General features: G+C 73.8%; 27 protein-coding genes. 9 read left to right on the top strand and 18 right to left on the bottom strand.

All coding sequences use genetic code 11. The features are described from left to right. Positions 1-46: 46 nt before the first annotated feature. From ACI78T_RS03175 to ACI78T_RS03150, 6 genes are all read right to left on the bottom strand, one after another. The gene (locus ACI78T_RS03175) at positions 47-391 is read right to left on the bottom strand and encodes an RNA polymerase-binding protein RbpA (protein WP_097183270.1); all 345 of its coding nucleotides are present in this window, start codon (positions 389-391) and stop codon (positions 47-49) included. Between the two features lie 192 nt (positions 392-583). Beyond that, positions 584-1324: a thymidine kinase gene (locus ACI78T_RS03170; protein ID WP_456556622.1), complete on the bottom strand. Its 741-nt coding sequence runs from the start codon at positions 1322-1324 to the stop codon at positions 584-586. Further along, entirely contained in the window at positions 1321-2697 is a 1377-nt protein-coding gene (locus ACI78T_RS03165) for an MFS transporter (RefSeq protein ID WP_456556621.1), read from the bottom strand. Before ACI78T_RS03165 ends, ACI78T_RS03170 begins: the two co-directional genes overlap by 4 nt. A 52-nt stretch (positions 2698-2749) precedes the next feature. Beyond that, on the bottom strand, positions 2750-3640 hold the full coding sequence (locus tag ACI78T_RS03160; protein WP_456556620.1) for a lysophospholipid acyltransferase family protein: 891 nt from the start codon (positions 3638-3640) through the stop codon (positions 2750-2752). Further along, on the bottom strand, positions 3637-4413 hold the full coding sequence (locus ACI78T_RS03155; protein WP_456556619.1) for a glycerophosphodiester phosphodiesterase: 777 nt from the start codon (positions 4411-4413) through the stop codon (positions 3637-3639). The genes ACI78T_RS03160 and ACI78T_RS03155 overlap by 4 nt, the downstream gene beginning before the upstream one ends. A 46-nt stretch (positions 4414-4459) precedes the next feature. After that, positions 4460-5632: a MalY/PatB family protein gene (locus tag ACI78T_RS03150; RefSeq protein WP_456556618.1), complete on the bottom strand. Its 1173-nt coding sequence runs from the start codon at positions 5630-5632 to the stop codon at positions 4460-4462. Positions 5633-5770: 138 nt separating this feature from the next. Between ACI78T_RS03150 and ACI78T_RS03145 the strand changes: the two genes are divergently transcribed. Next, positions 5771-6136 (top strand): hypothetical protein, encoded by a 366-nt coding sequence (locus ACI78T_RS03145; protein ID WP_456556617.1) that lies wholly within the window; start codon positions 5771-5773, stop codon positions 6134-6136. A 5-nt stretch (positions 6137-6141) separates the two neighbouring features. On the opposite strand, the gene ACI78T_RS03140 is transcribed toward ACI78T_RS03145, so the two are convergent. Next, positions 6142-6366 (bottom strand): hypothetical protein, encoded by a 225-nt coding sequence (locus tag ACI78T_RS03140; RefSeq protein WP_456556616.1) that lies wholly within the window; start codon positions 6364-6366, stop codon positions 6142-6144. 545 nt (positions 6367-6911) lie between these two features. Between ACI78T_RS03140 and ACI78T_RS03135 the strand changes: the two genes are divergently transcribed. Together ACI78T_RS03135 and ACI78T_RS03130 are read left to right on the top strand one after the other, a co-directional pair. Beyond that, positions 6912-7274, top strand: coding sequence for a VOC family protein (locus tag ACI78T_RS03135; protein WP_456556615.1), 363 nt, complete (start codon positions 6912-6914; stop codon positions 7272-7274). Positions 7275-7339: 65 nt separating this feature from the next. Beyond that, a complete protein-coding gene (locus ACI78T_RS03130) occupies positions 7340-7528 on the top strand; it encodes a hypothetical protein (RefSeq protein WP_456556614.1) in 189 nt (62 codons plus the stop codon). A 1-nt stretch (position 7529) separates the two neighbouring features. On the opposite strand, the gene ACI78T_RS03125 is transcribed toward ACI78T_RS03130, so the two are convergent. Both ACI78T_RS03125 and ACI78T_RS03120 read right to left on the bottom strand, forming a co-directional pair. Beyond that, entirely contained in the window at positions 7530-8180 is a 651-nt protein-coding gene (locus tag ACI78T_RS03125) for a LysE family translocator (protein WP_456556613.1), read from the bottom strand. Between the two features lie 33 nt (positions 8181-8213). Further along, complete coding sequence (locus ACI78T_RS03120; RefSeq protein ID WP_456556612.1) at positions 8214-8819, bottom strand: TetR/AcrR family transcriptional regulator; 606 nt, start codon at positions 8817-8819, stop codon at positions 8214-8216. A gap of 96 nt (positions 8820-8915) precedes the next feature. On the opposite strand from ACI78T_RS03120, the gene ACI78T_RS03115 reads away from it, so the two are divergent. Further along, positions 8916-9926 (top strand): hypothetical protein, encoded by a 1011-nt coding sequence (locus ACI78T_RS03115; protein ID WP_456556611.1) that lies wholly within the window; start codon positions 8916-8918, stop codon positions 9924-9926. Between the two features lie 6 nt (positions 9927-9932). Here the strand turns inward: ACI78T_RS03115 and ACI78T_RS03110 are convergent, their stop codons facing one another. After that, the gene (locus ACI78T_RS03110) at positions 9933-10532 is read right to left on the bottom strand and encodes an antibiotic biosynthesis monooxygenase (protein WP_456556610.1); all 600 of its coding nucleotides are present in this window, start codon (positions 10530-10532) and stop codon (positions 9933-9935) included. 119 nt (positions 10533-10651) lie between these two features. Between ACI78T_RS03110 and ACI78T_RS03105 the strand changes: the two genes are divergently transcribed. After that, complete coding sequence (locus tag ACI78T_RS03105) at positions 10652-11356, top strand: M50 family metallopeptidase (protein WP_456556609.1); 705 nt, start codon at positions 10652-10654, stop codon at positions 11354-11356. Here ACI78T_RS03105 and ACI78T_RS03100 read toward each other — a convergent pair. Together ACI78T_RS03100 and ACI78T_RS03095 are read right to left on the bottom strand one after the other, a co-directional pair. Next, positions 11349-13757 (bottom strand): glycoside hydrolase family 65 protein, encoded by a 2409-nt coding sequence (locus tag ACI78T_RS03100; RefSeq protein WP_456556608.1) that lies wholly within the window; start codon positions 13755-13757, stop codon positions 11349-11351. The genes ACI78T_RS03105 and ACI78T_RS03100 overlap by 8 nt on opposite strands. Beyond that, the gene (locus ACI78T_RS03095; RefSeq protein ID WP_456556607.1) at positions 13754-14500 is read right to left on the bottom strand and encodes an HAD family hydrolase; all 747 of its coding nucleotides are present in this window, start codon (positions 14498-14500) and stop codon (positions 13754-13756) included. The genes ACI78T_RS03100 and ACI78T_RS03095 overlap by 4 nt, the downstream gene beginning before the upstream one ends. Positions 14501-14658: 158 nt before the next feature. Here ACI78T_RS03095 and ACI78T_RS03090 point away from each other — a divergent pair, with 158 nt between their 5' ends. Together ACI78T_RS03090 and ACI78T_RS03085 are read left to right on the top strand one after the other, a co-directional pair. Continuing rightward, positions 14659-15204, top strand: a complete 546-nt coding sequence (locus ACI78T_RS03090; RefSeq protein WP_456556606.1) for a YbhB/YbcL family Raf kinase inhibitor-like protein — start codon at positions 14659-14661, stop codon at positions 15202-15204. An 89-nt stretch (positions 15205-15293) separates the two neighbouring features. Beyond that, positions 15294-16196 carry a serine hydrolase gene (locus tag ACI78T_RS03085; protein WP_456556605.1) on the top strand — a complete coding sequence of 301 codons (903 nt, stop codon included), beginning with the start codon at positions 15294-15296 and terminating at the stop codon, positions 16194-16196. 3 nt (positions 16197-16199) lie between these two features. On the opposite strand, the gene ACI78T_RS03080 is transcribed toward ACI78T_RS03085, so the two are convergent. Beyond that, positions 16200-17012, bottom strand: a complete 813-nt coding sequence (locus tag ACI78T_RS03080) for a GNAT family N-acetyltransferase (RefSeq protein ID WP_456556604.1) — start codon at positions 17010-17012, stop codon at positions 16200-16202. Positions 17013-17134: 122 nt separating this feature from the next. On the opposite strand from ACI78T_RS03080, the gene coaA reads away from it, so the two are divergent. Together coaA and ACI78T_RS03070 are read left to right on the top strand one after the other, a co-directional pair. After that, complete coding sequence (coaA, locus tag ACI78T_RS03075; protein WP_456556603.1) at positions 17135-18088, top strand: type I pantothenate kinase; 954 nt, start codon at positions 17135-17137, stop codon at positions 18086-18088. A gap of 212 nt (positions 18089-18300) precedes the next feature. Further along, a complete protein-coding gene (locus ACI78T_RS03070; RefSeq protein WP_456556602.1) occupies positions 18301-18492 on the top strand; it encodes a DUF5999 family protein in 192 nt (63 codons plus the stop codon). A 22-nt stretch (positions 18493-18514) separates the two neighbouring features. On the opposite strand, the gene ACI78T_RS03065 is transcribed toward ACI78T_RS03070, so the two are convergent. The 5 genes from ACI78T_RS03065 to ftsR form a co-directional block, all read right to left on the bottom strand. Next, complete coding sequence (locus tag ACI78T_RS03065; RefSeq protein WP_456556601.1) at positions 18515-19093, bottom strand: DinB family protein; 579 nt, start codon at positions 19091-19093, stop codon at positions 18515-18517. A 31-nt stretch (positions 19094-19124) separates the two neighbouring features. Continuing rightward, positions 19125-22160, bottom strand: coding sequence for an aminomethyl-transferring glycine dehydrogenase (gene gcvP, locus ACI78T_RS03060; protein WP_456556600.1), 3036 nt, complete (start codon positions 22158-22160; stop codon positions 19125-19127). Between the two features lie 113 nt (positions 22161-22273). Continuing rightward, the gene (locus tag ACI78T_RS03055) at positions 22274-22846 is read right to left on the bottom strand and encodes a MerR family transcriptional regulator (RefSeq protein ID WP_116451826.1); all 573 of its coding nucleotides are present in this window, start codon (positions 22844-22846) and stop codon (positions 22274-22276) included. A gap of 215 nt (positions 22847-23061) precedes the next feature. Continuing rightward, positions 23062-23550, bottom strand: coding sequence for a bifunctional nuclease family protein (locus tag ACI78T_RS03050; protein ID WP_456556599.1), 489 nt, complete (start codon positions 23548-23550; stop codon positions 23062-23064). 91 nt (positions 23551-23641) lie between these two features. Continuing rightward, a complete protein-coding gene (gene ftsR / locus ACI78T_RS03045; RefSeq protein WP_456556598.1) occupies positions 23642-24379 on the bottom strand; it encodes a transcriptional regulator FtsR in 738 nt (245 codons plus the stop codon). Position 24380: the final 1 nt, after the last annotated feature.

Raw genomic sequence — 24380 nt, 5'->3', positions numbered from 1 at the left:
GCCCCGGTGGAGTTCTCCACCGGGGCCGTCTGCGTTCGTGCTGGGATCAGCTGGCGCGGGTGCGCCGACCACGGAGCACGTCGAGGCGCTCGGCGAGCACCTCTTCGAGGTCCTCCACGGAACGACGCTCGAGGAGCATGTCCCAGTGGGTCCGCGGGGGCTTGACCTTCTTCGGCGCCGGCTCGGCACCGCCGACCAGCTTCGCGGCCGAACCGTCGAACTTGCACTCCCAGGTGTCGGGGAGCTCGGCGTCGTCGGCGAAGGGCACCGTGAACAGGTGGCCGGACGCGCACCGGTACTCGGCGTACTGCCGGTCGATCGGCGCGGTGTTCCGCTCCGTCTCATAGCTGACGCTGCCCAAGCGGCTGCCGCGCAGGGAACGCTCGCCCATGGCACACCGTCCTCTCGTTCGTGTGTCGGTCGCGACTCGATCTCCGGCCACGCGGGGGCATACCCACGAACCCGGAGGAGTCACAGAGATGAACGACAGAAATCGCGGAAGGATTCCGCCGAATCAGTGGTCCATCATCGCATGGGGGCAGATCCGCCGCGCGATTGCCCCTCGGAGGGGTGAGCGCGCAGGTCAGGGGAGCGCCAGCTGCCCCGGTCCGGCCGCGGTGGGCCCCAGTTCGCCCCGCACGTAGTGCCGCCGGCAGAGCACCTGGTAGCGGACGGCGGGGGAGTGGCCGGGGTCCTCGCCGGGCAGTTCCGCGGGCGCGGTGTCGGCCACCACGACGGTCTCGCCGGAGTGCACCATCACGCCGTCGACCACGCGTGCGTTGAGCAGCCCGGGCAGGCCGCACCAGCACAGCACCTCGACCTGGATGCGCTGCACGTCGTCGGCGACCTCGAGCAGCCGCCGGGTGCCCGGGAACAGCTGGGCGCGGAAGTCGGTGGTCAACCCGAACGCGTAGACGTCGACGTGCGACTCGTCGACCAGCTCGGCCAGCTGGTCCACCTGCGTGCCGGTGAGGAACTGCGCCTCGTCGACGATCAGGTAGTCCACCCGCTGCCCGTCGGCCCACCGCTCGCGGACCAGCAGGCGCAGGTCGACGTCGTCGTCGATCTCCGTCGCGGCCCGCGAGAGTCCGACGCGGGAGCTGATCTGCGGCGCCGCCGAGCGGTCGCCCTGGGTCAGCAGCAGCCCGTGCCGGCCCTGCCGGCTCTGGTTGTGGTCCACCTGGAGGGCCAGCGTCGACTTCCCGCAGTCCATCGGCCCGTGGAAGAACCGCAGGTGGGCGGGCGCGGGGTGGCGGCGGCGGTCGCCGGACGCCGGGATCGAGTTCGGCAGGGGGAGGGGGACGGCCGGGTCGACCGGGGTCACAGGCGCTCCGGGGGTGTGTTGCCAGCGGCGACGACTGCGCGCCGCATCGGCAGGGCCGCCAGCGCGATGAAGCCGCCCACGAAGAAGATGACCAGGCTGACGATCGCCAGCCGGTAGGAGCCGGTCAGCTGGTAGGTCAGGCCGAACGCCAGCGGCCCGAGCCAGCTGGTGCCGCGGTCGCTGATCTCGTAGAAGCCGTAGTACTCGGCCTCCTTGCCCGCCGGGATCAGCTGGCTGAACAGCGACCGCGAGAGGGCCTGGGTGCCGCCCTGCACCAGGCCGATGACGGCCGCCAGGGCGTAGAACTGCGCCACCGCGCCGGTCTGCAGGAAGAAGGCGGCCAGCAGCACGCCGATCCAGGCCACCAGCGCGCCCAGGACGACGCGCTTCGCGCCGTATCGGCCGGCCAGCCGGCCCAGACCCAGCGCGCCGAAGATCGCCACCACCTGCACCATGAGGATGGCGCCGGTCAGCACCTCCTGCTCGAGGTCGAGCTCCTCGGTGGCGTACGTCGCCGACAGCGAGATGACGGTCTGCACGCCGTCGTTGAACAGCAGGTACGCGCCGAGGAACCACAGGGTCAGCGGGAACGCCCGCATCTCCCGGAAGGTCCGCGCGAGCTGGCGGAAGCTGCTGCCCGACCGGGCGGCATCGGCGTCGCGCACCGGCCGGTTGCGCAGGCGGGAGACGGTGAAGACGGTGAACGCGCCCCACCACAGACCGGCGGTGGCCAGGCAGATGCGTACCGCCTCACCCGTGGTCAGGCCGAGCGACTCGGCGCTGAGCACGAGACCGAGGTGGATGGCCAGCAGAACCGCGCCGCCGACGTAGCCGAACGCCCAGCCGCGGCTGGAGACCTTGTCCCGCTCGTCCGGCCCGGCCAGGTCGGGCAGCCAGGAGTAGTAGACGACGGTCGCCGCGCCGAAGCTGACGTTGGCCACGACGAACAGGACGGCGGCCATCAGCCACCGGCCGTCACCGGCGAAGTACAGGGCGGTCGTCGCCAGGGCGCCGAGGAACGCGAAGCCGGCCAGCATCTGGCGCTTGCGACCGGTCCGGTCGGCGACGGCGCCGGCCAGGGGGAGCACGAGGACCTGGACGACGACCGAGAACGACAGCACGTAGGAGAACCAGCTGCCCGCGGCGATCGACAGCCCGAGGAACGACAGCCGCTCGTCGGGCCCCGCGGCGTCGCGGGCGATCGCCGTCAGGTACGGGCCGAGGAAGACGGTCGTCACCGAGGTGTTGAAGACCGACATGGCCCAGTCGTAGGAGTACCAGCCGAAGCGCTCGCGCTTCAGGGCCTTCTCGTCCGCGGGGTCGACGGGTCGGCCGGCGGGCCCGGTGCCGGTGTCCGGGGGCGCAGTCGTCACGGGCGCAGGCTCCCAGCCGCCGGACGGCCGGTCCAGCACCGGGCCGGAGTCGTCACGGGATGTCCTCGGGAACCACACCACCGGGGTACGCCGCGACGGCGGTGGTCGGCCGGGTGGGGTCGACGAACGCCGGGCGGTCCGGTTCGTCGGCGCGCAGCGGCACGAGGCCGCGGGTGATCGCCGCGGCGATCCGGTACCGCGCCCGGTTGGCGTCGCCGACGCGGCCCATCTGCAGGTCGTCGAGCTTCACCGGTGGGCCGAGGTGCACCTTGAGGGCCGGCCGCCGCACGACCGCCCGCAGGGCCGTGCGCAGCTTGCCCCAGTCGTTGCCGTACTGCAGCACCTCGTGCGCACCCCACTGGCTCACCGGGATGACCGGGACGCCGAGCCCGAGGGCCATCCGCGCCATGCCGGTGCGCCCGCGCTCGGGCCAGCCGTCCGCGGTGAGGCCCACCCGGCCCTCGGGGTAGGCCACGACGTGCCCGCCGGAGACCAGGGCGACCTCGGTGACCCGGACGGCGTGCCGGGCGAGCTCCGTGCCGCGCTCGACCCGGATGGCGCCCGTCCGCTCCAGCAGAGGACCGGCCACGGGGGCCGACATGATGCCGCCGGTCGCCATGATCCGGGGGACGACGCCGGCCTCGTGCAGCGCGACTGCGATCACGAACGGGTCGAAGTCGCCGATGTGGTTGGCCGCGAGCAGCAGCGGTCCGTGGCGCAGCTCGTCGGGGACACCGCCGGTCACCTCGACGCGGCCGAAGATGCTCACCAGCCACGAGAAGTTGCGGAGCATGAACCGCCAGAACCACCACGGCGGCGCGGCGGCGATCGCCATCTCCCGCGCGAACCACTCCGGGTCGTCCGGCTTCACCAGCGGCGCGAGGTCGTCGGGGAGCGGCGGCGGGGTGGGGCGCCAGGCGCGGAGGCGTTCTCCCAGGCTCACCGCGGGACCCACTGGCCGCGCTTCTCCAGCAGCTCGCGCAGCATGGCCGGGCGGTCGGTCATGACGCCGTCGACGCCCAGGTCGAGCATCCGGGCGGCGTCCCCCTCGTCGTCGACGGTCCACACGTGCACCTGCAGGCCGCGGGCGTGCGCGGCGGCGATGAAGCGCTCGTCGACCAGGGCGCGGCCGCCCAGCTGGAGCGGCACCTGGGCGCAGCCGGCCTGGATGCGGACCAGCCCGGCGGCCTTGGGCGAGTAGGAGGAGAGCCGGAGGGCGGCGACGCCCCGGGGCCCCAGCGACGTGCACACCGACGGGCCGAACAGCCGTCGGGCGGCGGCCAGCCGCGCGTCGGAGAAGGACCCGAGGCAGATGCGGTCGGCGACCTGCATCCGCCGGACGGTGCGCACCAGCGGCGCGAGCACCCCGGCGGCCTTGATGTCGAGGTTGAAGCGCACGTCCGGCCAGGCGCCGAGCAGGTCCTCCAGCCGCATGATGGGCTCGCGGCCGCCGATGCGGGCCTCCGAGACCTCGGCCCACGACAGGTGCTCCACCCGTCCGGTGCGGTCGGTGACCCGCTCCAGCGTGGGGTCGTGGAACACGACCAGGACGCCGTCGGCGGTCACCCGGACGTCGGTCTCCAGGTAGCGGTAGCCGAGGTCCACGCACGCCTGGAACGCCGGCATGGTGTTCTCGAGGTGCTCGATCGCCCCGCCCCGGTGGGCCATCGCCAACGGCGTCGGCCCGTCGAGGAAGGCGTACTGCACGGCGGGCACGGCATCCACGCTAGTGGCAGCCCTTGCGGCCGTCGCGGGGCCCCGATCAGGCCCGCCGGACGGCGTCGGCCAGCCGCTCCACGATCGTCGTCAGCACCGGCCGGGGCGTCGCGAAGTTGAGCCGCACGTGCCCCGCTCCGGGGTCCCCGCACTCGGGGCCGTCGATCATCGCGACCCCGGCCCGCTCGAGGAAGAACTCGCCCGGCGACATCGGCAGGTCGAGTTCCCGGCAGTCCAGCCACGCCAGGTAGGTGCCCTCGGGCGGCGTCCACCGGACGGCGGGCAGGTGCTCGGCGAGCAGCGCGGCCAGGTGGCGCCGATTCCCGTCGAGGTAGGCCAGGACGCCGTCCAGCCACGGTCCACCGCGGTCGTAGGCCGCCGTGTTCGCCAGGACTCCGGGGGTCGCGGCGCCGTGGGTGTACAGGAACCCGACCTCGTCCCAGCGCGCGGCGTCCTCGTCGTTGCTGAGGACCAGCTGGGCGGTCTTGAGCCCGGGCAGGTTCCAGGCCTTGGACGCCGAGGTCGCGGTGATCGTGTGCCGGGCGGTCGCCGCGGACAGGGACGCATACGGGCGGTGCTCCGCTCCGGGGTGCACCAGCGGTGCGTGGATCTCGTCGGAGAAGACGCGGACCCCCGCGGCCTCGACGACCTCGGCCAGCGCGAGCTGCTCGTCGACGGTGAACACGCGACCCAGCGGGTTGTGCGGGTTGACGTGCACGAGCAGCCGGCCGCCCGCCTCGAAGGCACGGGCGAGGCCGTCGAGGTCGTAGGTGTACCGCCCCAGCCGCTCCACCATCGGCACCTGGATCAGCTCGCGGCCGAGCAGGCCGGGTACGGCGAGGAACGGCATGTACGCGGGGGTGGGGAGCACGACCGGGCTGCCCGGTGGGGTGAAGCGCTCGACGGCCGCCTGCAGGCCCGCGACGACGTCCGCGAGCGGGGTGATCCACCCGGGCGGCACGTCCCAGCCGTACCGCGAGCGCTGCCAGCCGGCGCAGGCGAGGGCCATGTCCTCCGCGGCGTCGGTGGTCAGGTAGCCCAGGCGGCCCTGGTCGACGGCCTCGTGCAGCGCCGCGGTGACCACCGGAGCCGTGCCGAAGTCCATCTCGGCCACGAACGCCCCGATGGCCGGGCCGTAGCGCGTCCACTTGAGGCTGCCGGCCGACCGCAGCGCGTCCTCGGACAGGGCGTCGAAGCCCAGGGTGTCCCGCTCGCTCACGTCGCGGCCTCCTCCGTGGTCCCGACAGGGCTCGTCCCCGCATCGCTCTGGCGTGTCCCCGAAACCTGTCGCCCCAGCCGTCTACCGTGCGCAGACGTGGCAGAACGACACGCAGCAGGCACCACCGCGGAGCTTCCGGTGGCGCCGATCGCGAACCGGGGGAGCGACGAGCAGCGGCGCTGCGGCTGGTGCCGCCGCGTCCTCCCGTCCCAGGGGTCCGTCGGCCGGCCGCGGCTCTACTGCGGGCAGGCGTGCCGTCAGCGCGCCTACGAGCAGCGCTCGGCCACCGCGAAGGCCGGCCTGCCGGGTGACGTCGTCCTGGTCTCGCGGAACGAGCTCGACGGGCTGCAGGACCGGCTGTACCAGCTGCGCTGCGCGCTCGAGGACGCCCAGACGCTGCTGACCGAGAAGCCCACCAAGGCCGAGCTGGAGCGCCAGCTCGCCGAGCTCGTCCGCTCCACCGGGCGCCTGGACCGCCTCTGGGTCAGCGAGCGCTCCGGCTGACCGGATCAGTCCGGGTCCTGCTGGTCGTCGCCGTCGTCCTCGTCGTTCGGCTCCTGGTTGCTGTTGTCGGGAACCTCGGACTCCTGGTCGGCGCCGCCGGTGTTGTCGCTGTCGTCGGTCGTCCCGTCGTTCTGCTCCTGCCCGGCGGCCTCGCAGGCGGTCATCGTGACGCCCCCTCCGAAGAGCGCCATAGCGGTCATCAACGCGGCGATCGGACGTCGGATCTGCATGTCCCGACCCTACGAACACCCGGCCGTCGGCGCCCGTCGAGCCGCCCACATCACCGTCATTACGTCACCGTGACGTAATGAACCGAGGGTGGCTGCACCAGGGGAGACCGCACAGGGAGGCCATCACGGCGATCCGACGGGGTCATGACTGGAACCGAGCGGGTCGGCAGCCGATCACGATCGACTCGTGGATCAAGATCGACTCACGGGGGAGTCGGATCGGTGGACAGCAGCGCCGCGGCGGGGTTCGGCCGGTGTGGCGGTCCAGCAGCCGTCCCACCAGCAGGTGCGCCGACCGGACCGAGGAGCGCCGGAGCGAGCCGTCGAAACCGGCGCTGCGCCGGCCGCGACGAGAGGTCGACATCCGTGGAGGAACGTCAGAGGCGGCGAACCCGGAGATCGCGGCAGTCCGCGCCCCTCTCGAGCCCGAACCGCTGCGCCGATAATGCACATTATGTCAACTCACCGTCCGGGGGCACGGCTAGCGACGAGTTCGCGCCTCTCCTTCGGTCGATGAGGAGGACGACCACCCCGAGGAGGACCCGATGCCGGCCACCGTCCGACCGATCATCGTCACCCACGACCTGGAGCGCTTGCTGGCGTTCTACACGACGCTGCTCGGCGCCGAGCAGATCATGCGGTACCCCGAGGAAGGCGACGCGTTCTACGTCGGCCTGCGCCTCGGTGACTCAGAGCTCGGCCTATCGGCGGACCAAGGTGTCTCCCCCGGTGATCCGGGCCGGATGCTGCTGAGCATCGAGGTGCCCGATGTCGACGCGCTGCTCCCGCGGGTCGAGCGCCTGGGCGGGACGGCGACCAGCGGCGCCAACGACATGCCCTGGGGCCAGCGGGTGGCGCACATCGAGGACCCGGACGGCAACGTCGTCAACCTGACGCAGCAGCTCTAGGCGGGGTTTCGTCACACCCCTTGCCGGGCGCGTTTCCGGGCGTTGCCACGGGTAGCCCGACCCCCATGCAGCGACCCGACACCGACGAGCGGAACGAGCCGGCCGGCACCCCGTCCCCCGGACCGGACAACCTGACCGACAAGCCGGCGACGCCGGGAACGGACGACGCCGGCAAGCCGAGCGCCGTCCCCGGTGCCTACGAGGCCGACGACGCCGAGCAGGAGCGCGGCAAGGCGGTGAAGCCCGGCAACTGACTCAGCGGCTGGACACGGCGACGCGCAGTCCGAGCGCCACGAGGACCGAGCCGCTGACGGCCTCCATCCGGGCGCGGATCCGCGGCCGGCGGAACCACGCGCCGGCTCGCGCCACGCCCGCCGCCAGGGCGAGGTACAGGCCGGTCTCCAGGGTGATCTGCAGCAGCCCGAGCAACGCCGTCGTCGCGAACACCGGTCCGTCCGCCGGCACGAACTGCGGGTAGAAGGCGATCATGAAGACGGCCGCCTTCGGGTTGGCCAGCTGGACGACGACGCCCTCGCCGAACGCGCCCCACCAGTGACGGCGGCCGACGGGGGCGGCCGGCTCCGGGATGCTCGCGCCGCCTCTCCCCCGCCAGGCCGCCCGCAGGGCCTTGAACCCCAGCACCAGGAGCACGGCTGCGCCCACGATCCGCAGCACCAGGTAGGCCACCTCGGACGCCGCGACCAGAGCGGCGAAGCCCGCGCCGGCGAACAGCGCCCACACGTAGAGCCCGAGCTCGAGACCGAGGACCGTCGGCACGGCGCCGCGCAGTCCGCGCAGCGCGGCGCGGCGGAAGATCAGCGCCATCGCCGGCCCCGGCGAGGCGGAGATCAGGAGCACCGCCAGGAGGAAGGCGGGCAGCGACGCGACGAGCTCCACGGCCAGCATGGTGGCACCGCCTCCGGTCGGGTGGCGAGCGGGTTACCGGGACCCGGGCCGCAGCAGGGCCGCCACCGCGGCGGAGTACGTGCGGGGGTCGACGTCCTCGAGCAGGAGCCGCTGCAGGACGAAACCGAGGACCAGGGACAGCATCGCCGCCGCTGCCGCCGGCACGTCGAGCGTCGACGGCAGCCGACCCTCCTCCTTCTCCCGCTGCAGCTCGGCCGCGAAGAGTGCACGCAGCCGGCCGTACGCGCGGTCGGCGACCTTCGCCACCGCCGGGTTGCGCAGCGCCTCCCCCCACGCCTGGACCGCCAGGCGGGAGACGTCCACCGGGCCCCGCTCGGCGACGGCAGCCGCCGTGGTCACCACCAGCTCCACCGCACGGGCCGGGTCCAGCGGCGCCTCCTCGGCGAACAGGTGCTCGATGCGGCCGGCGACCTCGTCCAGCACCCTGTCGACGATGGCCTCGATGATCTGGTCCTTGCCGGCGAAGTACCGGTAGACCGCCCCGGCGGACAGCCCGGACGCCGCGATGAGCTCGGCCATGCCCGTCGCCTGGAAGCCCTCGGCGGCGAACGTGGCCGTGGCGGCGTCCAGGATCTGCTCCCGCCGGGCGAGGCGGTGCTCTTCGGTGACACGTGGCATACGACAAGTAAAGCGAACGATCGTTCTTGACGCACTCCCCCAGCCGGGTCCATCCTGGCCGAGTCCGAGAACGATCGTTCGCTTTTGGAGCCGACCATGTCCGACCGATCCGTGCACCGGGTGCCCCTCCCAGCCGTCGTGGCCCTGGTGGTCACGCTCCTGGCCCTGCTCCTCACTGCCTTCGCGTGGCCCGCCGTGCGCTCGGCCCCCCGGGACGTGCCGGTGGCGGTCGCCGCTCCCCCGCCCGTGGCCGCGCAGGTCACGGAGGCGCTCGAGCAGGCGCGGCCGGGTGCCTTCGAGCCGGCCACGCTCCCCGACGAGGCGGCCGCCCGCCGTGCGATCGCCGAGCGGGACGTCTACGGAGCCGTGGTCGTCGGACCCCGGGGCGCGGAGGTCCTGACCGCATCGGCCGGTGGCCCGGTCGTCGCGCAGACGCTCCAGCAGGTCGCCGTCGGGCTCTCCGAGCGGCTCGGGACGCCGGTCCCGGTGGAGGACCTGGTGCCGGCACCGGCCGACGACCCGCGCGGGGCGGCGCTCGCCACGGGCGCCCTGCCGCTCGCCCTGGGCGGGATCGTGGCCACCGTGCTGCTCATCCGCACGACGCCGGGGCTGGGGCGCCGGTTCGCCGGCGCATCGGCGATCGCCCTGGGCGGCGGTCTGGCCCTGGCCGCACTCCTGCAGGCCTGGCTCGGCGCCCTGGACGGGAACTACTGGGCCACCAGCGGCGTGCTCGCGCTGGGTCTCGGCGCGACCGCCTTCGCCCTGCTGGGCCTGCACGCCGTGGCGGGCACTCCCGGCCTGGGGGTCGGCGCCGCGGTCGTGGTGCTGCTCGGCAACCCGCTCAGCGGCGCGGCCAGCGCTCCGGAGTTCCTCCCGACCGGGTGGGGGGAACTGGGCCAGGTGCTGCCGCCCGGTGCCACCGTCAGCGCCCTCCGATCGGTCGCCTTCTTCGACGGCGCGGCCGCCGCGGGCCCGCTGTGGATCCTCGCCGCGTGGGCGTCGGGTGGGCTCGTGCTCGCCGCGCTCTCTGCCCTGAACAGCCGCCGGCCGGTGCCGGCCGGAGCCCCGCCGACGCCGGCCGAGCGGCCCGCTGCCGTCCGCGTGTGACGGCGGTCATCGGCGGTCCCGGAACCGCCGTCCGTGGAGCCACCAGTCCAGCCGCGCGGTCATCCACGGCAGGAGCAGGTAGGTCATGATCGGCGTGAGCGTCAGGGTCAGGACGGCGACCCGCAGGACCACCGGGACGTCGTCCAGCAGCCGGCCCAGCGTGACGGTGGCCAGCAGGTTCATCGGGAAGAAGACCAACCAGATGGTCACCGCCTGCTTCCAGCGGGGCGGGGCCGTCCGGGCCGACGGGGCGCTCACCTCGGCCTCCACCGGTGCGTCGAACCAGCCCTCGATGCCGGTGCGCCGCTCGGTCCGGGTCACCTCGGCCAGGCCCTGCGCCGAGCGCAGCCACCACTGCCGCTCGGGCGAAGAGTCCCACGCGGCCAGCGACCGCTGGTCGGCGAACCGGCACAGCATGTGCCACTCGTCCGACTCGCCCCGCGGCCGGACCCACCCGCCGCCGAGGAAGCCGGGGAACCCCTCGGCCATGCTCAGCCCGGCCCGGATCCACGCGGTCATCTCCCGCGCGTGACCGGGGTCGGCGCGACGCGTGAAGGAGACGGTCACCGGGAGGTCCTGGGCGACGGCGGGCGCAGGCGGGGTCACCGCTCCAGGATCCCGGTCCGGCGGCCCGCCGTCGCCCCCGGGACGTGTGAGGAGCACCGCAGCCGCCGGTCGCCGCCGGCCTGACGGGCCCACCCGGGTCCGTGCGGTTGACTCGGCCCGTGGAGGTGGTGAGCCGGTTCTGGACGCGCGTCACGGCCACCGTCCCCGACCTCTCGGTGGGCGTCCTCCTCGCGACGCTGGCCGCGGCGGCGGTGCTGGTCCTCTCCCCCGCCCTCTGGCGGGCCACCCGGCACGCGGTCACGATCGCGCACGAGGGGGCGCACGGGCTGGTCGCCCTGGCGGCGGGCCGGCGCCTGTCCGGCATCCGGCTGCACTCGGACACCTCAGGGCTGACAGTCAGCGCCGGGAAGCCGAGCGGCCTGGGCATGGTGCTCACCTGCGCGGCCGGCTACACCGGCCCGGGACTGTTCGGCCTGGGCGCGGCCGCCCTCCTCGCCGCCGGGCACGCGATCGGCCTGCTCTGGGCGCTGCTCGCCCTCCTGGCGCTCCTGCTGGTGCAGATCCGCAACTGGTACGGCCTGTGGTCGGTCCTGGTGACCGGCACCGTCGTCTTCGCGGCGACGTGGTGGCTGCCCCCGCAGGGTCAGGCGGTGTTCGCCGCCGTCGCCACCTGGTTCCTCCTGCTGGCCGCGCCGCGCACGGTGCTGGAGCTGCAGAGCTCGCGCCGCCGCCGGCGGGCGCCGGACTCCGACGCCGACCAGCTCGCCCGCCTGACCCCGTTCCCGGCGCTGGTCTGGGTGGGTGTGTTCCTGCTGGTCGACGTCGGCGCGTTGCTCCTGGGCGGGAGCTGGCTGCTCACCTGAGGACGGCGGCGTCCGTGGCCGAGGCGTGCTCCCGCGGCTTGGTGCCCGACCTCGCGCGGCGGCGCGGCTCGCAGCCGAGCGGCTGGCGGACGGGCTCCACCTGCGGTGCGGGCGGGATGCCGAGGACCAGGTCCTCGTGGTCGACGGTCACCTGGCGGCCGTGGTGGCGGATGTCGAGGGGCTCGCCCTCCACCAGCCGGTACGTCGCGCTCTCGTGCGTCACCGTCACGGTCAGCTTGCGGCCGCGGTAGACCACGCGGAACCGCATCCGGGTGATCCGCTCCGGCAGCCGGGGGCCGAAGGTCAGCTCGCCGTTGTGGTCGCGCAGCCCGCCGAACCCGGCGACCGCGACCGTCCAGCCACCGGCCAGGGACGCGATGTGCAGCCCGTGCCCGGAGTTGTGGTGCAGGTTCTGCAGGTCGGTGAGCGCCGCCTCGGCCCAGTAGTCGTAGGCCAGCTGCAGGTGCCCGGTCTCGGCCGCGACGACGGCCTGCTGGCTCGCCGACAGCGAGGAGTCCCGGGTCGTCCGCTCCTCGTAGTAGGCGAAGTTGGCGATCTTCTCCTCGAGCGTGAACGCGTCCCCGCGCAGGTGCAGCGCCATCACGAGGTCGGCCTGCTTGACCACCTGCTTCCGGTAGATCTCGAAGTAGGGGTAGTGGAGCAGCAGCGGGTAGTTCTCCCTCGGCGTGCCGGCGAAGTCCCACTCCTCGTGGTGGGTGAACGCGTCGGACTGCATGTGCACGCCGCGCTGGGTGTCGTAGGGCACCGCCATGAGCGAGGCGGCCCGCAGCCAGGTGTCCACCTCGTCGGACGCCACGTCCAGCCGGCCCGCGACGTCGGGCTGCCGCTTGACCGCCTCGGCGGCCTCCCGCAGGTTCCGCTGCGCCATCAGGTTCGTGTAGACGTTGTTGTCCACGACGGCGGTGTACTCGTCGGGGCCGGTCACGCCGTCGATCCGGAAGCCGTGCTCGGGGTCGAAGTGGCCGAGCGACGCCCACAGCCGCGCCGTCTCGATGAGCAGCTCGGCGCCGAAGTCGCGGTCGAAGTCGTCGTCGAGGGTGGCGTTGTAGTACCGCACGACCGCGTCGGCGATGTCGGCGTTGATGTGGAAGGCCGCCGTCCCGGCCGGCCAGTAGCCGGAGGTCTCCTCCCCGCGGATCGTCCGCCACGGGAACGCCGCGCCTCGGCGTCCCAGGACCCGCGCCCGCTCCCGGGCCATGTCCAGCGTCGAGTGCCGCCAGCGCAGCGCGTCCCGGACGGCGTGCGGCGCGGTGTAGGTCAGCACCGGGAGGACGTAGGTCTCGGTGTCCCAGAAGGTGTGCCCGTCGTAGCCCGGACCGGTCAGCCCCTTGGCCGGGATGGGCTGGCGCTCGCCGCGCAGCCCCGCCTGGAGGACGTGGAACATGCCCACGCGGACGGCCTGCTGCAGCTCGTCGTCGCCGTCGATCTCGACGTCGGCCTCGTCCCAGTGCTGGTCGAGGATCTCCCGCTGCTCGCGGGCCAGCCGCTCCCAGCCGGCCAGCTTGGCCGTCGCGAGCGCTGCCTCGACCTGGTCGCGCAGGGCGGGGCCCGACCGGCGGGAGGACCAGCCGTAGGCCAGGAACTTGACCAGCTTGAGGCTCCCGCCCTGCGGGATCCGCGCCGCGAGCGTGTAGCGGGCGAGGTCGCCGGCGGCCTCGATGTCCTCGGTGGCGCTGTCGGGGATCTCGATGACGTGGTCCATGCCGGCCGCCATGCGCAGCTTGCTGCGCTTCGTGCAGTGCACGAGGACGGCGCGACGTCCCCGGCCGACCGCGATCTCGCACTGCAGGGGCTTGGCGAGCATCGCCGCCGCCCGCGGGTCGTCGTCGTCGGTGGGCACGGTCTCGTTGGCCAGGAGGTCCGACTGCAGGGCGACGTAGAGGTCGCCGAGGTCGTCGGTGACCTCCACGTTGTACTCGATCGCGGCGATCGACCGGCGGGCCAGCGACACCAGGCGCGTGCTCGTCACCCGGACGGTCCGGCCACCGGGCGAGCGCCACTCGGTGGACCGCCGCAGCACCCCGGCCCGCAGGTCCAGCGTGCGCGTGTGGTCGATGATCTCGCCGTAGTCCAGGTCCAGCGGCGAGTCCTTGACCAGCAGCCGGATCAGCTTGCCGTCGGTGACGTTGACCATCGTCTGGCCCTGCTCGGGGAAGCCGTAACCGGCCTCCGCGTAGGGCAGCGGGCGCTCCTCGAAGAAGCCGTTCAGGTACGTGCCGGGGACGACGACGGGCTCGCCCTCCTCGAACGAGCCGCGCATGCCGATGTGCCCGTTGGTCAGCGCGAACACCGACTCGTGCACGGCCAGCGAGGCGTGGTCGAGCCCCACCTCGGTCAGCGACCACGGCTCGATCGGGAAGGTCGCCCGCCCCTCGGTCATGCCTGCTCCCCCATCAGCTGCTCGAGGTCGGTGACGACGACGTCCGCGCCGGCGGCCCGCAGTGCGTCGGTCTGCCCCACCCGGTCGACCCCGACGACGTAGCCGAAGTTCCCCGCGCGGCCGGCCTGCACGCCCGAGATCGCGTCCTCGTAGACCACCGCGGCGGACGGCTCGACGCCCAGCATCCGGGCGCCGGCCAGGAAGGTGTCGGGCTCCGGCTTGCCGCGCAGCGAGTCGCGGGCGGCCACGAGGCCGTCGACCCGCACATCGATCAGGTCGGCGAAGCCGCCGGCGGCGATGACCTTCTCCCCGTTGGCGGACGCGGTCACGACGGCGGTGGCCAGTCCGGCGTCCTTCACCGCGCGCAGGTACCGGATCGACCCCGGGTAGACCTCGACGCCGTGCTCGTCGAGCTCGCGCAGCACCATCTCGTTCTTCCGGGTCGCGATCGCCTGCACCGTCGCCGCGTCGGGCGGGTCGCCCGGGCTCCCCTCCGGGAGGCTGATCCCCCGGCTGGCGAGGAAGCCCCGGACGCCGTCGGCGCGGTGCTTCCCGTCGACGTAGCGGTTGTAGTCCAGCTGGCTGAACTCGGCCTGGCCCGGGTCGTGGCGGTGCAGGAACTCGTCGAAGGTGCGCTTCCAGGCCGCGAAGTGCACGGTGGCCGTCCTGGTCAGGACGCCGTCGAGGTCGAAGAGGCAGACGCGGACGGTGTCCGGGAGGCCGAGCGGGCCGTGAGGAGGCACGCGGGCGACGGTACCGGCGGCGGGTGCGCCGCACGTGTCGAACCGGCAGCAGTCGTGCAACGGTTCGCACCGACGGGCGCGGGCGGCCCGCCCTGCCTAGGGTCGCCACGGGAGGCACGCCACCCGCCTCCGAGCCCGCCGAGAAGAGGAGAGCTGCGATGGCCGACCGGCCGCTGACCTACGACCCCTACGAGCACCTCCCGAAGGTGCCCGGCTTCACCGTCACGAGCAGCGACTGCAGCGACGGTGAGACCCTGCCGATGCCGCACGTCAGCGGTGTGATGGGGGCCGGCGGCGAGGACCGGTCGCCGCAGCTGAGCTGGTCCGGGTTCCCGGAGGGCACGAAGAGCTTCGCCGTCACCGTGTACGACCCGGACGCGCCGACGGCGAGCGGGTTCTGGCACTGGGCGGTGGCCAACATCCCGGCCACGGTCACCGAGCTGCCCAGCGGCGCCGGCGACAAGGACTCCCCGCGGCTGCCCGAGGGCGCCGTCCAGCTGCGCAACGACGGCGGTTTCGCCGGCTACGTCGGGGCCGCTCCCCCGTCGGGCCACGGTGCGCACCGGTACTTCGTCGTCGTCCACGCCGTCGACACGGAGACGCTCGACGTCACCGCCGACACCACCCCGGCGGTCCTCGGCTTCAACCTCTTCTTCCACACCCTCGCCCGCGCGACGATGGTCGTCACCTACGAGGAGGACTGACCGTCACCGCCGCCTGACGGCGCATCACCGGCGCGCGGGACGTCCATGAAAGTGGAAGCACCTGCCCCTGCCCGGCGGACCATGGACGCATGGGCTCAGCAGCGGCTGCCCCGGTCCACCCGACCCCGTGCGGTCTGCGCCGGCGGGTGCTGCTCCCCCTGACCGTCCTGGTGCTGATCCTGGGCGAGGTGCTGCCGGACCGGCGCGCGTCGGCCGGCGGCCCTCCGGCGGCCGAGCTGGTGCCGGCGGTGGTCGCGGCCTATCCCCCGGTCGGCACGCTGGCCGTGGCGGTGGCGCGCCAGCACGTGCCGGCGACGGGGATGTCGGTCCGGGCGGCGGAGGCGCGCACGGCCCGGACGACCGCCTCCGCCGCCGGGAACGCCGCCGCCGACCGGCCGTTCCCGACGGCGTCGATGGTGAAGCTGTTCATGGCCGAGGACGTCCTGCGCCGTGCCCGGGCCGGGAGCCTGGTGCTGCGGCCCGACGACCCCGCGCTGCTGCGGGACATGATCCGCAGCTCGGACGACCCCGCCGCCTCGACGCTGTGGGTCCGCTACGGCGGCGCCGGGATGGTCACCGACGTCGCCCGCCGGTACGGGCTGCCCGGGACCGCTCCCCCTGCCCGGCCCGGCCAGTGGGGCGAGACCACGACGACCGCGCGCGATCTGGCCCGCTTCCTGGCCCTCCTGCCGGTCGTCGCCCACCCCGACGACGCCGCGGCGATCCTGGGCTGGATGCGGACGGCCACCGCGCTGGCGGCCGACGGCTTCGACCAGCGGTTCGGCGTCTTCGGCACCGCGCCGCCGCTGACGGCCGTGAAGCAGGGCTGGATGTGCTGCGTGGCCGGGAACCGGCACCTGCACTCGGTGGGGCTGGTCGGTCGCCGCGTCGTCGTGCTGCTCAGCGAGGTGCCCTTGGCGACCGGCTACGACGAGGCGCGTGGCGCGCTCACCGCGGCGGCCGCGGCCCTGCCCCCGCCGAAGGGGCCCTGAGGCTCAGAGCGGCGGCCGGCGGTCGGCCACCGCGGAGGTGGCCAGGCGGGCGAACCCGACGCGCTCGTAGACCCGGGCGACGTCGTCGTCCCCCGCGGCGAGGAAGACCAGGTCGGCGGTCTGCGTGGCGTGGGCGACCAGCGCAGACGTCAGGCCGGCCCCGAGGCCCCGCCCGCGCAGGCGCGGCAGGGTCGCCACGCCGACGACCTCGCTGATCTCGGTGCCGTCGACGTCGACCGGCTGGTGGGAGCCCACGGCGACCGGCTCACCGTTCTCGACGGCGACCATCATCACCGTGCGACCGGACGCGATCCGCTCGCGCAGCACCTCGGTGCGCGCCCGGGCCTCCGCGGAGGTGTCCAGGGGGACGGCGCCGGCATCGGAGGCACCGCCCGGGTGGGCGAACGCGGTGGCCGCGACCAGCTGGTAGTGCGGCAGCTCCGGGTCGTCGGCGCCCACCACGTAGAGGCGGACGCCGGCCGGGAGCAGCAGCTCGACCGGGTCGGCGGCGACGAGCAACGGGAGCTCCTCGACGGTGAGACCGGCGGCGCGGGCCGCGGCGGCCGTCTCCGGCGAGCACTCCGGCACCCACTCCAGGGCGGCCTCCAGGCCCGACTCCTCCTGCAGCGCCACGGCGGCCCGGACGTCGTCCTCGGTCACCGGCCCCTCCCCTACGCGTGGGCGGGCCGGGTAGGGCCAGGTCGGGTCCCCGATCGGCACGTCGAGCGGGCCGACGCGGTGGATCCGGGCGTCCGGGAGCGGAGCGGCGGCGAAGTAGCTCTCGATGCACTCGAGCAGCCCCGGACGGGTCGGCACACGCCGAACCCTAGACGCGCCCCGGCCGAACGTCCGCCGCGGCGCCCGTCCGGCGGCGCTCCCCCACCCGCGCGGGTGACCCGGCCGAGGGGACGAGGCGGTCCGGACGGCACGATGGGGCCGTGACGTCCGGTACGCGGAGCTCGATCTCGCCCTACGCGGTCTTCGACCGCGCCTCGTGGCGGGCACTGGCGGCGGGGTCCCGGCACCCGCTGGACGAGGCGGAGCTGCGCGAGCTGGCCACCCTCGGCGACCGGATCGACCTCGACGAGGTCGCCACCGTGTACCTGCCGCTGGCCGAGCTGCTGGAGCTGCACGTCGCGGCGAGCCGGCGGCTCTGGGCGGCCCAGAGCGAGTTCCTGGGCGACGCCACGGCGAAGGTGCCGTTCGTCATCGCGGTCGCCGGGAGCGTCGCGGTCGGCAAGAGCACCACCGCGCGGCTGCTGCAGCGGCTGCTGGCGTCGGCACCCGGCTCCCCGCGCGTGGACCTGGTGACCACCGACGGCTTCCTGCTCCCGAACGCGGTGCTGGAGTCCCGCGGCCTGCTGGGCCGCAAGGGGTTCCCGGAGAGCTACGACCGGCGGGCGCTCGTGCGCTTCCTGGCCGACGTGAAGTCCGGCCGCCAGGAGGTCTCCGCCCCCGTCTACGACCACCAGTCCTACGACATCGTCCCGGGCGCCCGGCAGGCCGTGGACCGGCCCGACATCCTGGTGCTCGAGGGGCTCAACGTCCTGCAGGCCGGCGGCCGCGGCGACGGCACGACGCCGGAGGTCTTCCTCTCCGACTTCTTCGACTTCTCGGTCTACGTCGACGCCGCGGAGTCGGACATCCAGCAGTGGTACGTCGAGCGGTTCCTGGCGCTGCGGCGGACGGCCTTCCGGGACACCACCGCGTACTTCCACAGGTTCGCCGACCTGACCGACGACCAGGCCCGCGAGACCGCGCTGGGCATCTGGTCGGCGGTCAACGGCCCCAACCTGCGCAGCAACATCGCGCCGACCCGGTCCCGCGCCCGGCTCGTGCTCCAGAAGGCCGCCGACCACTCGGTGCGCCGGGTCCTGCTCCGCAAGCTCTGACCCGTCACCGGCGGACACGCTGGGCCTGACCTGGCCGGATGGGTGCGGAGCCGCATTCCGTTGGCAGAACCTGCCGACTCATTGGGGTGATCTGGTGACCCAGCTCACTCCCGCTCGCTTCAGCTCGCGCGCAGACTTGCCGAATCGAGTAGTCGAACGAGCACGGTACGTACTCGTACCGGATCGTGGATACCGAGCGAAGAGGAACCACCATGTGCCACCACGTAACGCCCTGCCCCGAGGCCACCAGCGAGGCGCGTGACCTCGCCGCGGTCGTCAGCAGCCACCCCGAGCAGGGCTGGAGCCTGCTGTGCAACGGCGTCGTCCTCTTCGACGACGACGGCGAGCTGCTCCCCGACGGTCAGGCCGTCAGCGACCACCACGTCTGGCTGACCCCGGCCTGACGCGGCCCGACCGGGGCAGGCCTCAGCCGGCGGCCTCCCGCGCGGCCTGCTCGAGCCGGTCGCGGTAGCCGGCCCACCAGCCAGGGTCGACGTCCGGCAGGTTGTCGCCACCGGCGCGCAGCCCGGCCGCCCCGTCGATCTGCTCGCGGACGATGTCGGCGTGGCCCGCGTGCCGGTGCGTCTCGGCGACCACGTGCACGAGGATCTGGTGCAGGGTCACGGCCCGGCGGTCGGGACGCCACCAGGACACCTCCCCCGGCGCGTCCAGCGGCAGGGCCTCCACCGTCGCGTCGGTGACCGCCCACGCCCGGCGGTACAGCGCGACGATCTCCTCCCGCGACTCGTCGGCCGCCGCCCACATGTCGGCGTTCTCCTCGACGTCGTCGGCGAGCCACGGCTCGACCTCGGGCACCGGCCGGCCGAACGTGGGGCCGAAGTAGCCCATCTCCACGTAGGCCAGGTGCTTGAGCAGGCCCAGGAGGTTCGTGCCGGTCGGCGTCACCGGCCGGCGGACGTCGTACTCCCCCAGCCCCTCGAGCTTCCAGAGCAGCGCCTCGCGCGCGGCCTGGAGGTAGCGGTGCAGGTCGGCCTTGGCGTCCATGCGCCGCACCCTGCCAGGCGGTGCTGACAGGTCAGGCCTGCGCGCCCACCACGTCCGCGGCCGTCCCGAGGTCGTCCGGGTGCGCCTCTCCGCGCCCGGGCACCGCGCCGTCGGCCGAGGGCTCGTGCGACCCGAAGTCGTGCTCCTCGAAGGCCTCCGGGGGCGGGCACGAGCACACCAGGTTGCGGTCGCCGTACGCCTGGTCGATCCGCCGTACCGGGCTGAGGTAGCTGCGGCCCTGCAGCGCCCGCACGGGGAAGACCGCGTCGGTCCGCGGGTAGGGCCGGTCCCACTCCCCCGCCAGCATGGCCAGGGTGTGCGGCGCGTTGCGCAGCGGGTTGTCTCTGGCGTCGTACTCCCCGGTCGCGACCTTCTCGATCTCGGCGCGGATGGTGACCATGGCCTCGACGAACCGGTCGAGCTCGGCCTTGTCCTCGCTCTCGGTCGGCTCGACCATCAGCGTGCCGGCGACCGGGAAGCTCATCGTCGGCGCGTGGAAGCCGAAGTCGATGAGCCGCTTGGCGATGTCGTCGTTGGTCACGCCGGTCGCCTTGGTCAGCGGCCGGATGTCGAGGATGCACTCGTGGGCGACCAGCCCGGTCGCGCCGGTGTACAGCACCGGGAAGTGCTCCTTGAGGCGGGTGGCCAGGTAGTTGGCGGCGAGGATCGCGTGCTCGGTCGCCGCGAGCAGGCCGTCGGGCCCCATCAGCCGGACGTAGGCCCAGGAGATCGGCAGGATGCCCGCCGATCCCCAGGGGGCTCCGGACACGGCCGGGCCCTTCCCGCCCGTGTCGGCCAGCGGGTGGCCCGGGAGGAACGGCACGAGGTGCTCCCGGACGCCGATCGGCCCGACCCCGGGACCGCCGCCGCCGTGCGGGATGCAGAACGTCTTGTGCAGGTTGAGGTGGCTGACGTCGGAGCCGAACCGGCCCGGCTTGGCCAGCCCCACCATCGCGTTGAGGTTCGCCCCGTCGACGTAGACCTGCCCGCCGGCGTCGTGGACCGCCGCGCAGATCTCCTGGATGTCGACCTCGAACACGCCGTGCGTCGACGGGTAGGTGATCATGATCGCCGCGAGCCGTTCGGCGTGCTGGTCCACCTTGGCGTGCAGGTCGGCGACGTCGACGTTGCCGGCCTCGTCGCAGGCGACGACGACCACGCGCATGCCGGCCATGACGGCGCTGGCCGCGTTGGTGCCGTGCGCGGAGCTCGGGATGAGGCAGACGTCCCGCTGGTCGTCGCCCCGCGAGCGGTGGTAGGCCCGGATCGCCAGCAGCCCGGCGAACTCGCCCTGCGACCCGGCATTGGGCTGCACGCTGACCGCGGCGTAGCCGGTGACCTCCGCGAGGGCCGTGCACAGCTCGTCGATCAGCGTGCGGTAGCCGCGCGCCTGCTCGGCGGGGACGAACGGGTGCAGGTTCGCGAACTCCGGCCAGGTGATCGCCGCCATCTCGGTGGCCGCGTTCAGCTTCATCGTGCAGGAGCCGAGCGGGATCATCGTCCGGTCGAGCGCGAGGTCCTTGTCCGACAGCGACCGCAGGTAGCGCAGCATCGCCGTCTCGGACCGGTGCGCCGAGAACACGGGGTGGGTCAGGTACGGCGTCGTCCGGCGCAGGTCGGCGGGCAGCGCGTCCGCGCCGTCCCCCCGCAGCTCCCCTGCCGGGACGCCGAACGCCTCGGCGACTGCCCTCAGGACCACCGGCGTCGTCGTCTCGTCGCAGGCCACGGCCACTGTGTCGCCGTCGACCCGGCGCAGGTTGATCCGCCGCTCGGCGGCCGCCGCGACGACCTCGTCGGCGCGCCCGGGCACCCGCACCTCGATCGTGTCGAAGTAGGCCTCGTGCACCAGCTCGAGGCCGCCGTCGGCGAGCCAGCCGGCGAGCGTCTGAGCGCTGCGGTGCACGCGGGCCGCGATGGCGGCCAGGCCCTCGGGGCCGTGGTAGACCGCGTACGCCCCGGCCATGACGGCGAGGAGCACCTGGGCGGTGCAGATGTTGCTGGTCGCCTTCTCGCGGCGGATGTGCTGCTCACGGGTCTGCAGGGCGAGCCGGTAGGCGACGTCGCCGTCGGCGTCGACCGAGACCCCGACGAGGCGGCCGGGGAGCTGGCGGGCCAGGCCCTCGCGGACCGACAGGTAACCGGCGTGCGGGCCGCCGAAGCCCATGGGGACGCCGAACCGCTGGCTGGTGCCGCAGGCGACGTCCGCGCCCCACTCCCCCGGCGCCTCGAGCAGCGTCAGGGCGAGCAGGTCGGCCGCGACGACGACCGCGGCGCCGGCCTCGTGCGCGGCGGCGGCGAGGGCGCGGTGGTCGCGGACCGCGCCGCTGGCACCCGGGTAGGACAGGAGGACGCCGAACGCGCCGGCCTCGGGCAGGTCGGTGGGCCAGCCGGCGGAGAGGTCGGCGACGTGCAGCCCGATGCCCAGCGGCTCGGCACGGGTCTCCAGGACCGCGAGGGTCTGCGGCAGGGTGTCGGCGTCCACGACGAACACCGCGTCGGCCTTCGCCCGGCCCGCCCGGCGCACCAGCGTCATCGCCTCCGCCGCGGCGGTGGCCTCGTCGAGCATCGATGCGCCGGCGACCGGCAGGCCGGTCAGGTCGGCGACCATCGTCTGGAAGTTGATCAGCGCCTCGAGCCGGCCCTGGCTGATCTCGGGCTGGTAGGGCGTGTAGGCGGTGTACCAGGCCGGGTTCTCCAGCACCGTCCGCTGGATGACCGCCGGCGTGACGGTGCCGTGGTACCCCAACCCGATCATCGAGGTGTAGACGTCGTTGGCCTCGGCCCGCTCCCGGAGCAGCTCGAGCACGGCGGCCTCGTCCAGGGCGGCGGGCAGGTCGAGCGGGGTCCGGTCGCGGACGCCCTCGGGCACGCAGGCGTCGACGAGCGACTCGAGGGTCGGGTGCCCGACCGCGGCGAGCATCTCGGCGGTGTCACCGGCACGGGGGCCGATGTGCCGGGCGGCGAAGGCGCCGGACGGGTTCAGCGACGTCAGGGACGGGAGCGGTCCGGACAGCGGTGGGAGGGTCTCCCCCACCGTTCCGGCCGCGGTGTCAGCACGGTCGGCCACTGCGTGAACGCTACCAGCGCGGCGCGGGTCGGCTCCGACACGCAACAGTGGGCGCTGATGCGCAGTTCTGACGTCCAGAACTGCGCATCAGCGCCCACTGTCGGGGCGTAACCTCACACGGCGGCGCGGCGGCGACGGCGCATGGAGAGCTCGTCGTCGCCCGCGTGCACGGGGCCACCGTCGAGGCGCTCGGCGGGCAGCTCGGCCAGCTCACCGGAGAGCTCGCGCAGGGCACCGCTGACCGCGATGCCGAAGACGCCCTGGCCACCGGCGAGGAGGTCGACGACCTCTTCGGCGGACGTGCACTCGTAGACGGTCGCGCCGTCGGAGAACAGGGTGACGTTGGCGAGGTCCTTGATCCCACGGGTGCGCAGGTGGTCGACGGCCTTGCGGATGTTCTGCAGCGAGACGCCGGTGTCGAGCAGCCGCTTGACGACCTTCAGCACCAGGATGTCGCGGAACGAGTACAGCCGCTGCGTGCCGGAGCCGGTGGCACTGCGCACCGACGGAGCCACCAGGCCGGTACGGGCCCAGTAGTCCAGCTGGCGGTAGGTGATCCCTGCAGCGGCGCACGCCGTCGGGCCGCGGTAACCGACCAGGTCGGTGTCGACCTCGTCGTACGGCGGGGCTCCGACGGCCGCATCACTGAACAGCTGACCCTGGGAGCCGTCCCTCTGGTCGCTCACGTCCAGCGTCCTCCTCTGGTCCCGTGCCGCTCGCGCGGTGCGGGTCGACGGCCGTGCACCTGCGGGGTGTTGCACCCACTGACCTCAGATGTCACACCGTTGTTGTTCGCCGACCGTAAGCCGGGCCAGGGGTGCGGTCAACTGAGCGGGGCGGCGTGTCGTCCCGCTCATCATTTCGAGTGGAGCCGCGTACCGACCCTGCCGATACCCAGGGGTTAGGCCGCGCCGCCCGAGCCGGAGCCCGCACCGAAGTCCTCCGGCGAGATCTGGTCGAGGAACTCGCGGAACTTCTCGACCTCGTCCTCCTGCTCGTCGGGGATCTCGATGCCCACCTCGTCGAGCAGCTCGTCGGCGCCGTAGATCGGGGCGCCGGTCCGCACCGCGAGGGCCACCGCGTCCGACGGGCGGGCGCTGACCACGCGCTCGTCGCCGAACACCAGCTCGGCGATGTAGATGCCGTCGCGCATCTCGGTGATGTTGACGGCTTCCAGCGTCGCGCCCAGCGCGGTCACGACCTCGCGCAGCAGGTCGTGGGTCATCGGCCGGGCGGGCCGGACCCCCTGCTGCTCGAAGGCGATGGCGGCCGCCTCGACCGCGCCGATCCAGATCGGCAGGTACCGCTCCCCCTGCGTCTCCTTCAGCAACAGGATCGGCTGGTTGCCGGGCAGCTCGACGCGTACACCGACGACTCGAAGCTCCTGCACGGTGTGGCTCCTCGGCTGCTGGCCCGGGGAAAGCGGGCGGTCGGTCTCGTCACGCGGTGAAGCGCTGCGACGTCCTCACGGTACGCCGGAGTCAGGGGCGCAGGAGATCCCGGAGGCGCGCCTCCAGGAGGGCGGAGTGCAACTGGGCCGACAGCGTCGCGAGTTCGCGCAGCTTCTCGGCGGCGCGGGTCCGCGCCTCCTCCGACCGGGCCCGCAGCACGGGGGCCACGAGCTGCTCGACCAGCCCGGCCTCGCGCTCGACGCCGCTGCGGTACACGCGCAGGTGGCGCGGCTCGATGCCGTGCCGCGCCAGGCCGGCGGCCGCCCGGGCGATCGGCAGGTCGGCGGCCGGGTGGCGGCCGTCGGCGTCGGTCGCCAGCAGGCCGAACTGCACGCAGTCGGCCAGCTGCCCCGGGTCGAGCCCGGCGGCGCGGGCGAACTGCTCCGGGGAGAGCGGGGGCACGCCCGCCTCGTCGTCGGTGTCGACGGCGGGCGGTGGCGGCGTCGACCCCGGACCGCCCGCGCCGCTCGGCAGCGGCTCACCGCGGTCGAGCGCCTCGAGGTGCTCCTTGATGACCCGCAGCGGCAGGTACTGGTCGCGCTGGGCGGCCAGGACGTAGCGCAGCCGGCTCACGTCGGCGCGCGAGAACTTCCGGTACCCCGACGGCGTGCGCTGCGGGTGCACCAGGTCCTCGGACTCCAGGTACCGGATCTTGCTGATCGTCACGTCGGGGAAGTCGTCGCGAAGAACAGCCAGCACCTCGCCGATGGTCAGACGAGGCGTGCGCTGGTCGGCGGCGTCCCCGAGCGCGCTCTCGCGCTCGGGCACG

This window comes from Blastococcus sp. SYSU D00922, from assembly GCF_054050495.1.
This window is presented reverse-complemented; position numbering and strand designations above follow the sequence as displayed.

Excerpts from the sequence above, each read along its gene's own strand:
- ACI78T_RS03130 (WP_456556614.1), top strand. The coding sequence starts at position 7,340 with ATGCAGCGACCCGACACCGACGAGCGGAACGAGCCGGCCGGCACCCCG.
- ACI78T_RS03100 (WP_456556608.1), bottom strand. The coding sequence starts at position 13,757 with ATGACCGAGGGGCGGGCGACCTTCCCGATCGAGCCGTGGTCGCTGACC.
- ACI78T_RS03175 (WP_097183270.1), bottom strand. The coding sequence starts at position 391 with ATGGGCGAGCGTTCCCTGCGCGGCAGCCGCTTGGGCAGCGTCAGCTAT.
- ACI78T_RS03140 (WP_456556616.1), bottom strand. The coding sequence starts at position 6,366 with ATGCAGATCCGACGTCCGATCGCCGCGTTGATGACCGCTATGGCGCTC.
- ACI78T_RS03115 (WP_456556611.1), top strand. The coding sequence starts at position 8,916 with ATGTCCGACCGATCCGTGCACCGGGTGCCCCTCCCAGCCGTCGTGGCC.
- ACI78T_RS03090 (WP_456556606.1), top strand. The coding sequence starts at position 14,659 with ATGGCCGACCGGCCGCTGACCTACGACCCCTACGAGCACCTCCCGAAG.
- ACI78T_RS03135 (WP_456556615.1), top strand. The coding sequence starts at position 6,912 with ATGCCGGCCACCGTCCGACCGATCATCGTCACCCACGACCTGGAGCGC.
- ACI78T_RS03125 (WP_456556613.1), bottom strand. The coding sequence starts at position 8,180 with ATGCTGGCCGTGGAGCTCGTCGCGTCGCTGCCCGCCTTCCTCCTGGCG.
- ACI78T_RS03085 (WP_456556605.1), top strand. The coding sequence starts at position 15,294 with ATGGGCTCAGCAGCGGCTGCCCCGGTCCACCCGACCCCGTGCGGTCTG.
- ACI78T_RS03070 (WP_456556602.1), top strand. The coding sequence starts at position 18,301 with ATGTGCCACCACGTAACGCCCTGCCCCGAGGCCACCAGCGAGGCGCGT.
- ACI78T_RS03065 (WP_456556601.1), bottom strand. The coding sequence starts at position 19,093 with ATGGACGCCAAGGCCGACCTGCACCGCTACCTCCAGGCCGCGCGCGAG.
- ACI78T_RS03120 (WP_456556612.1), bottom strand. The coding sequence starts at position 8,819 with ATGCCACGTGTCACCGAAGAGCACCGCCTCGCCCGGCGGGAGCAGATC.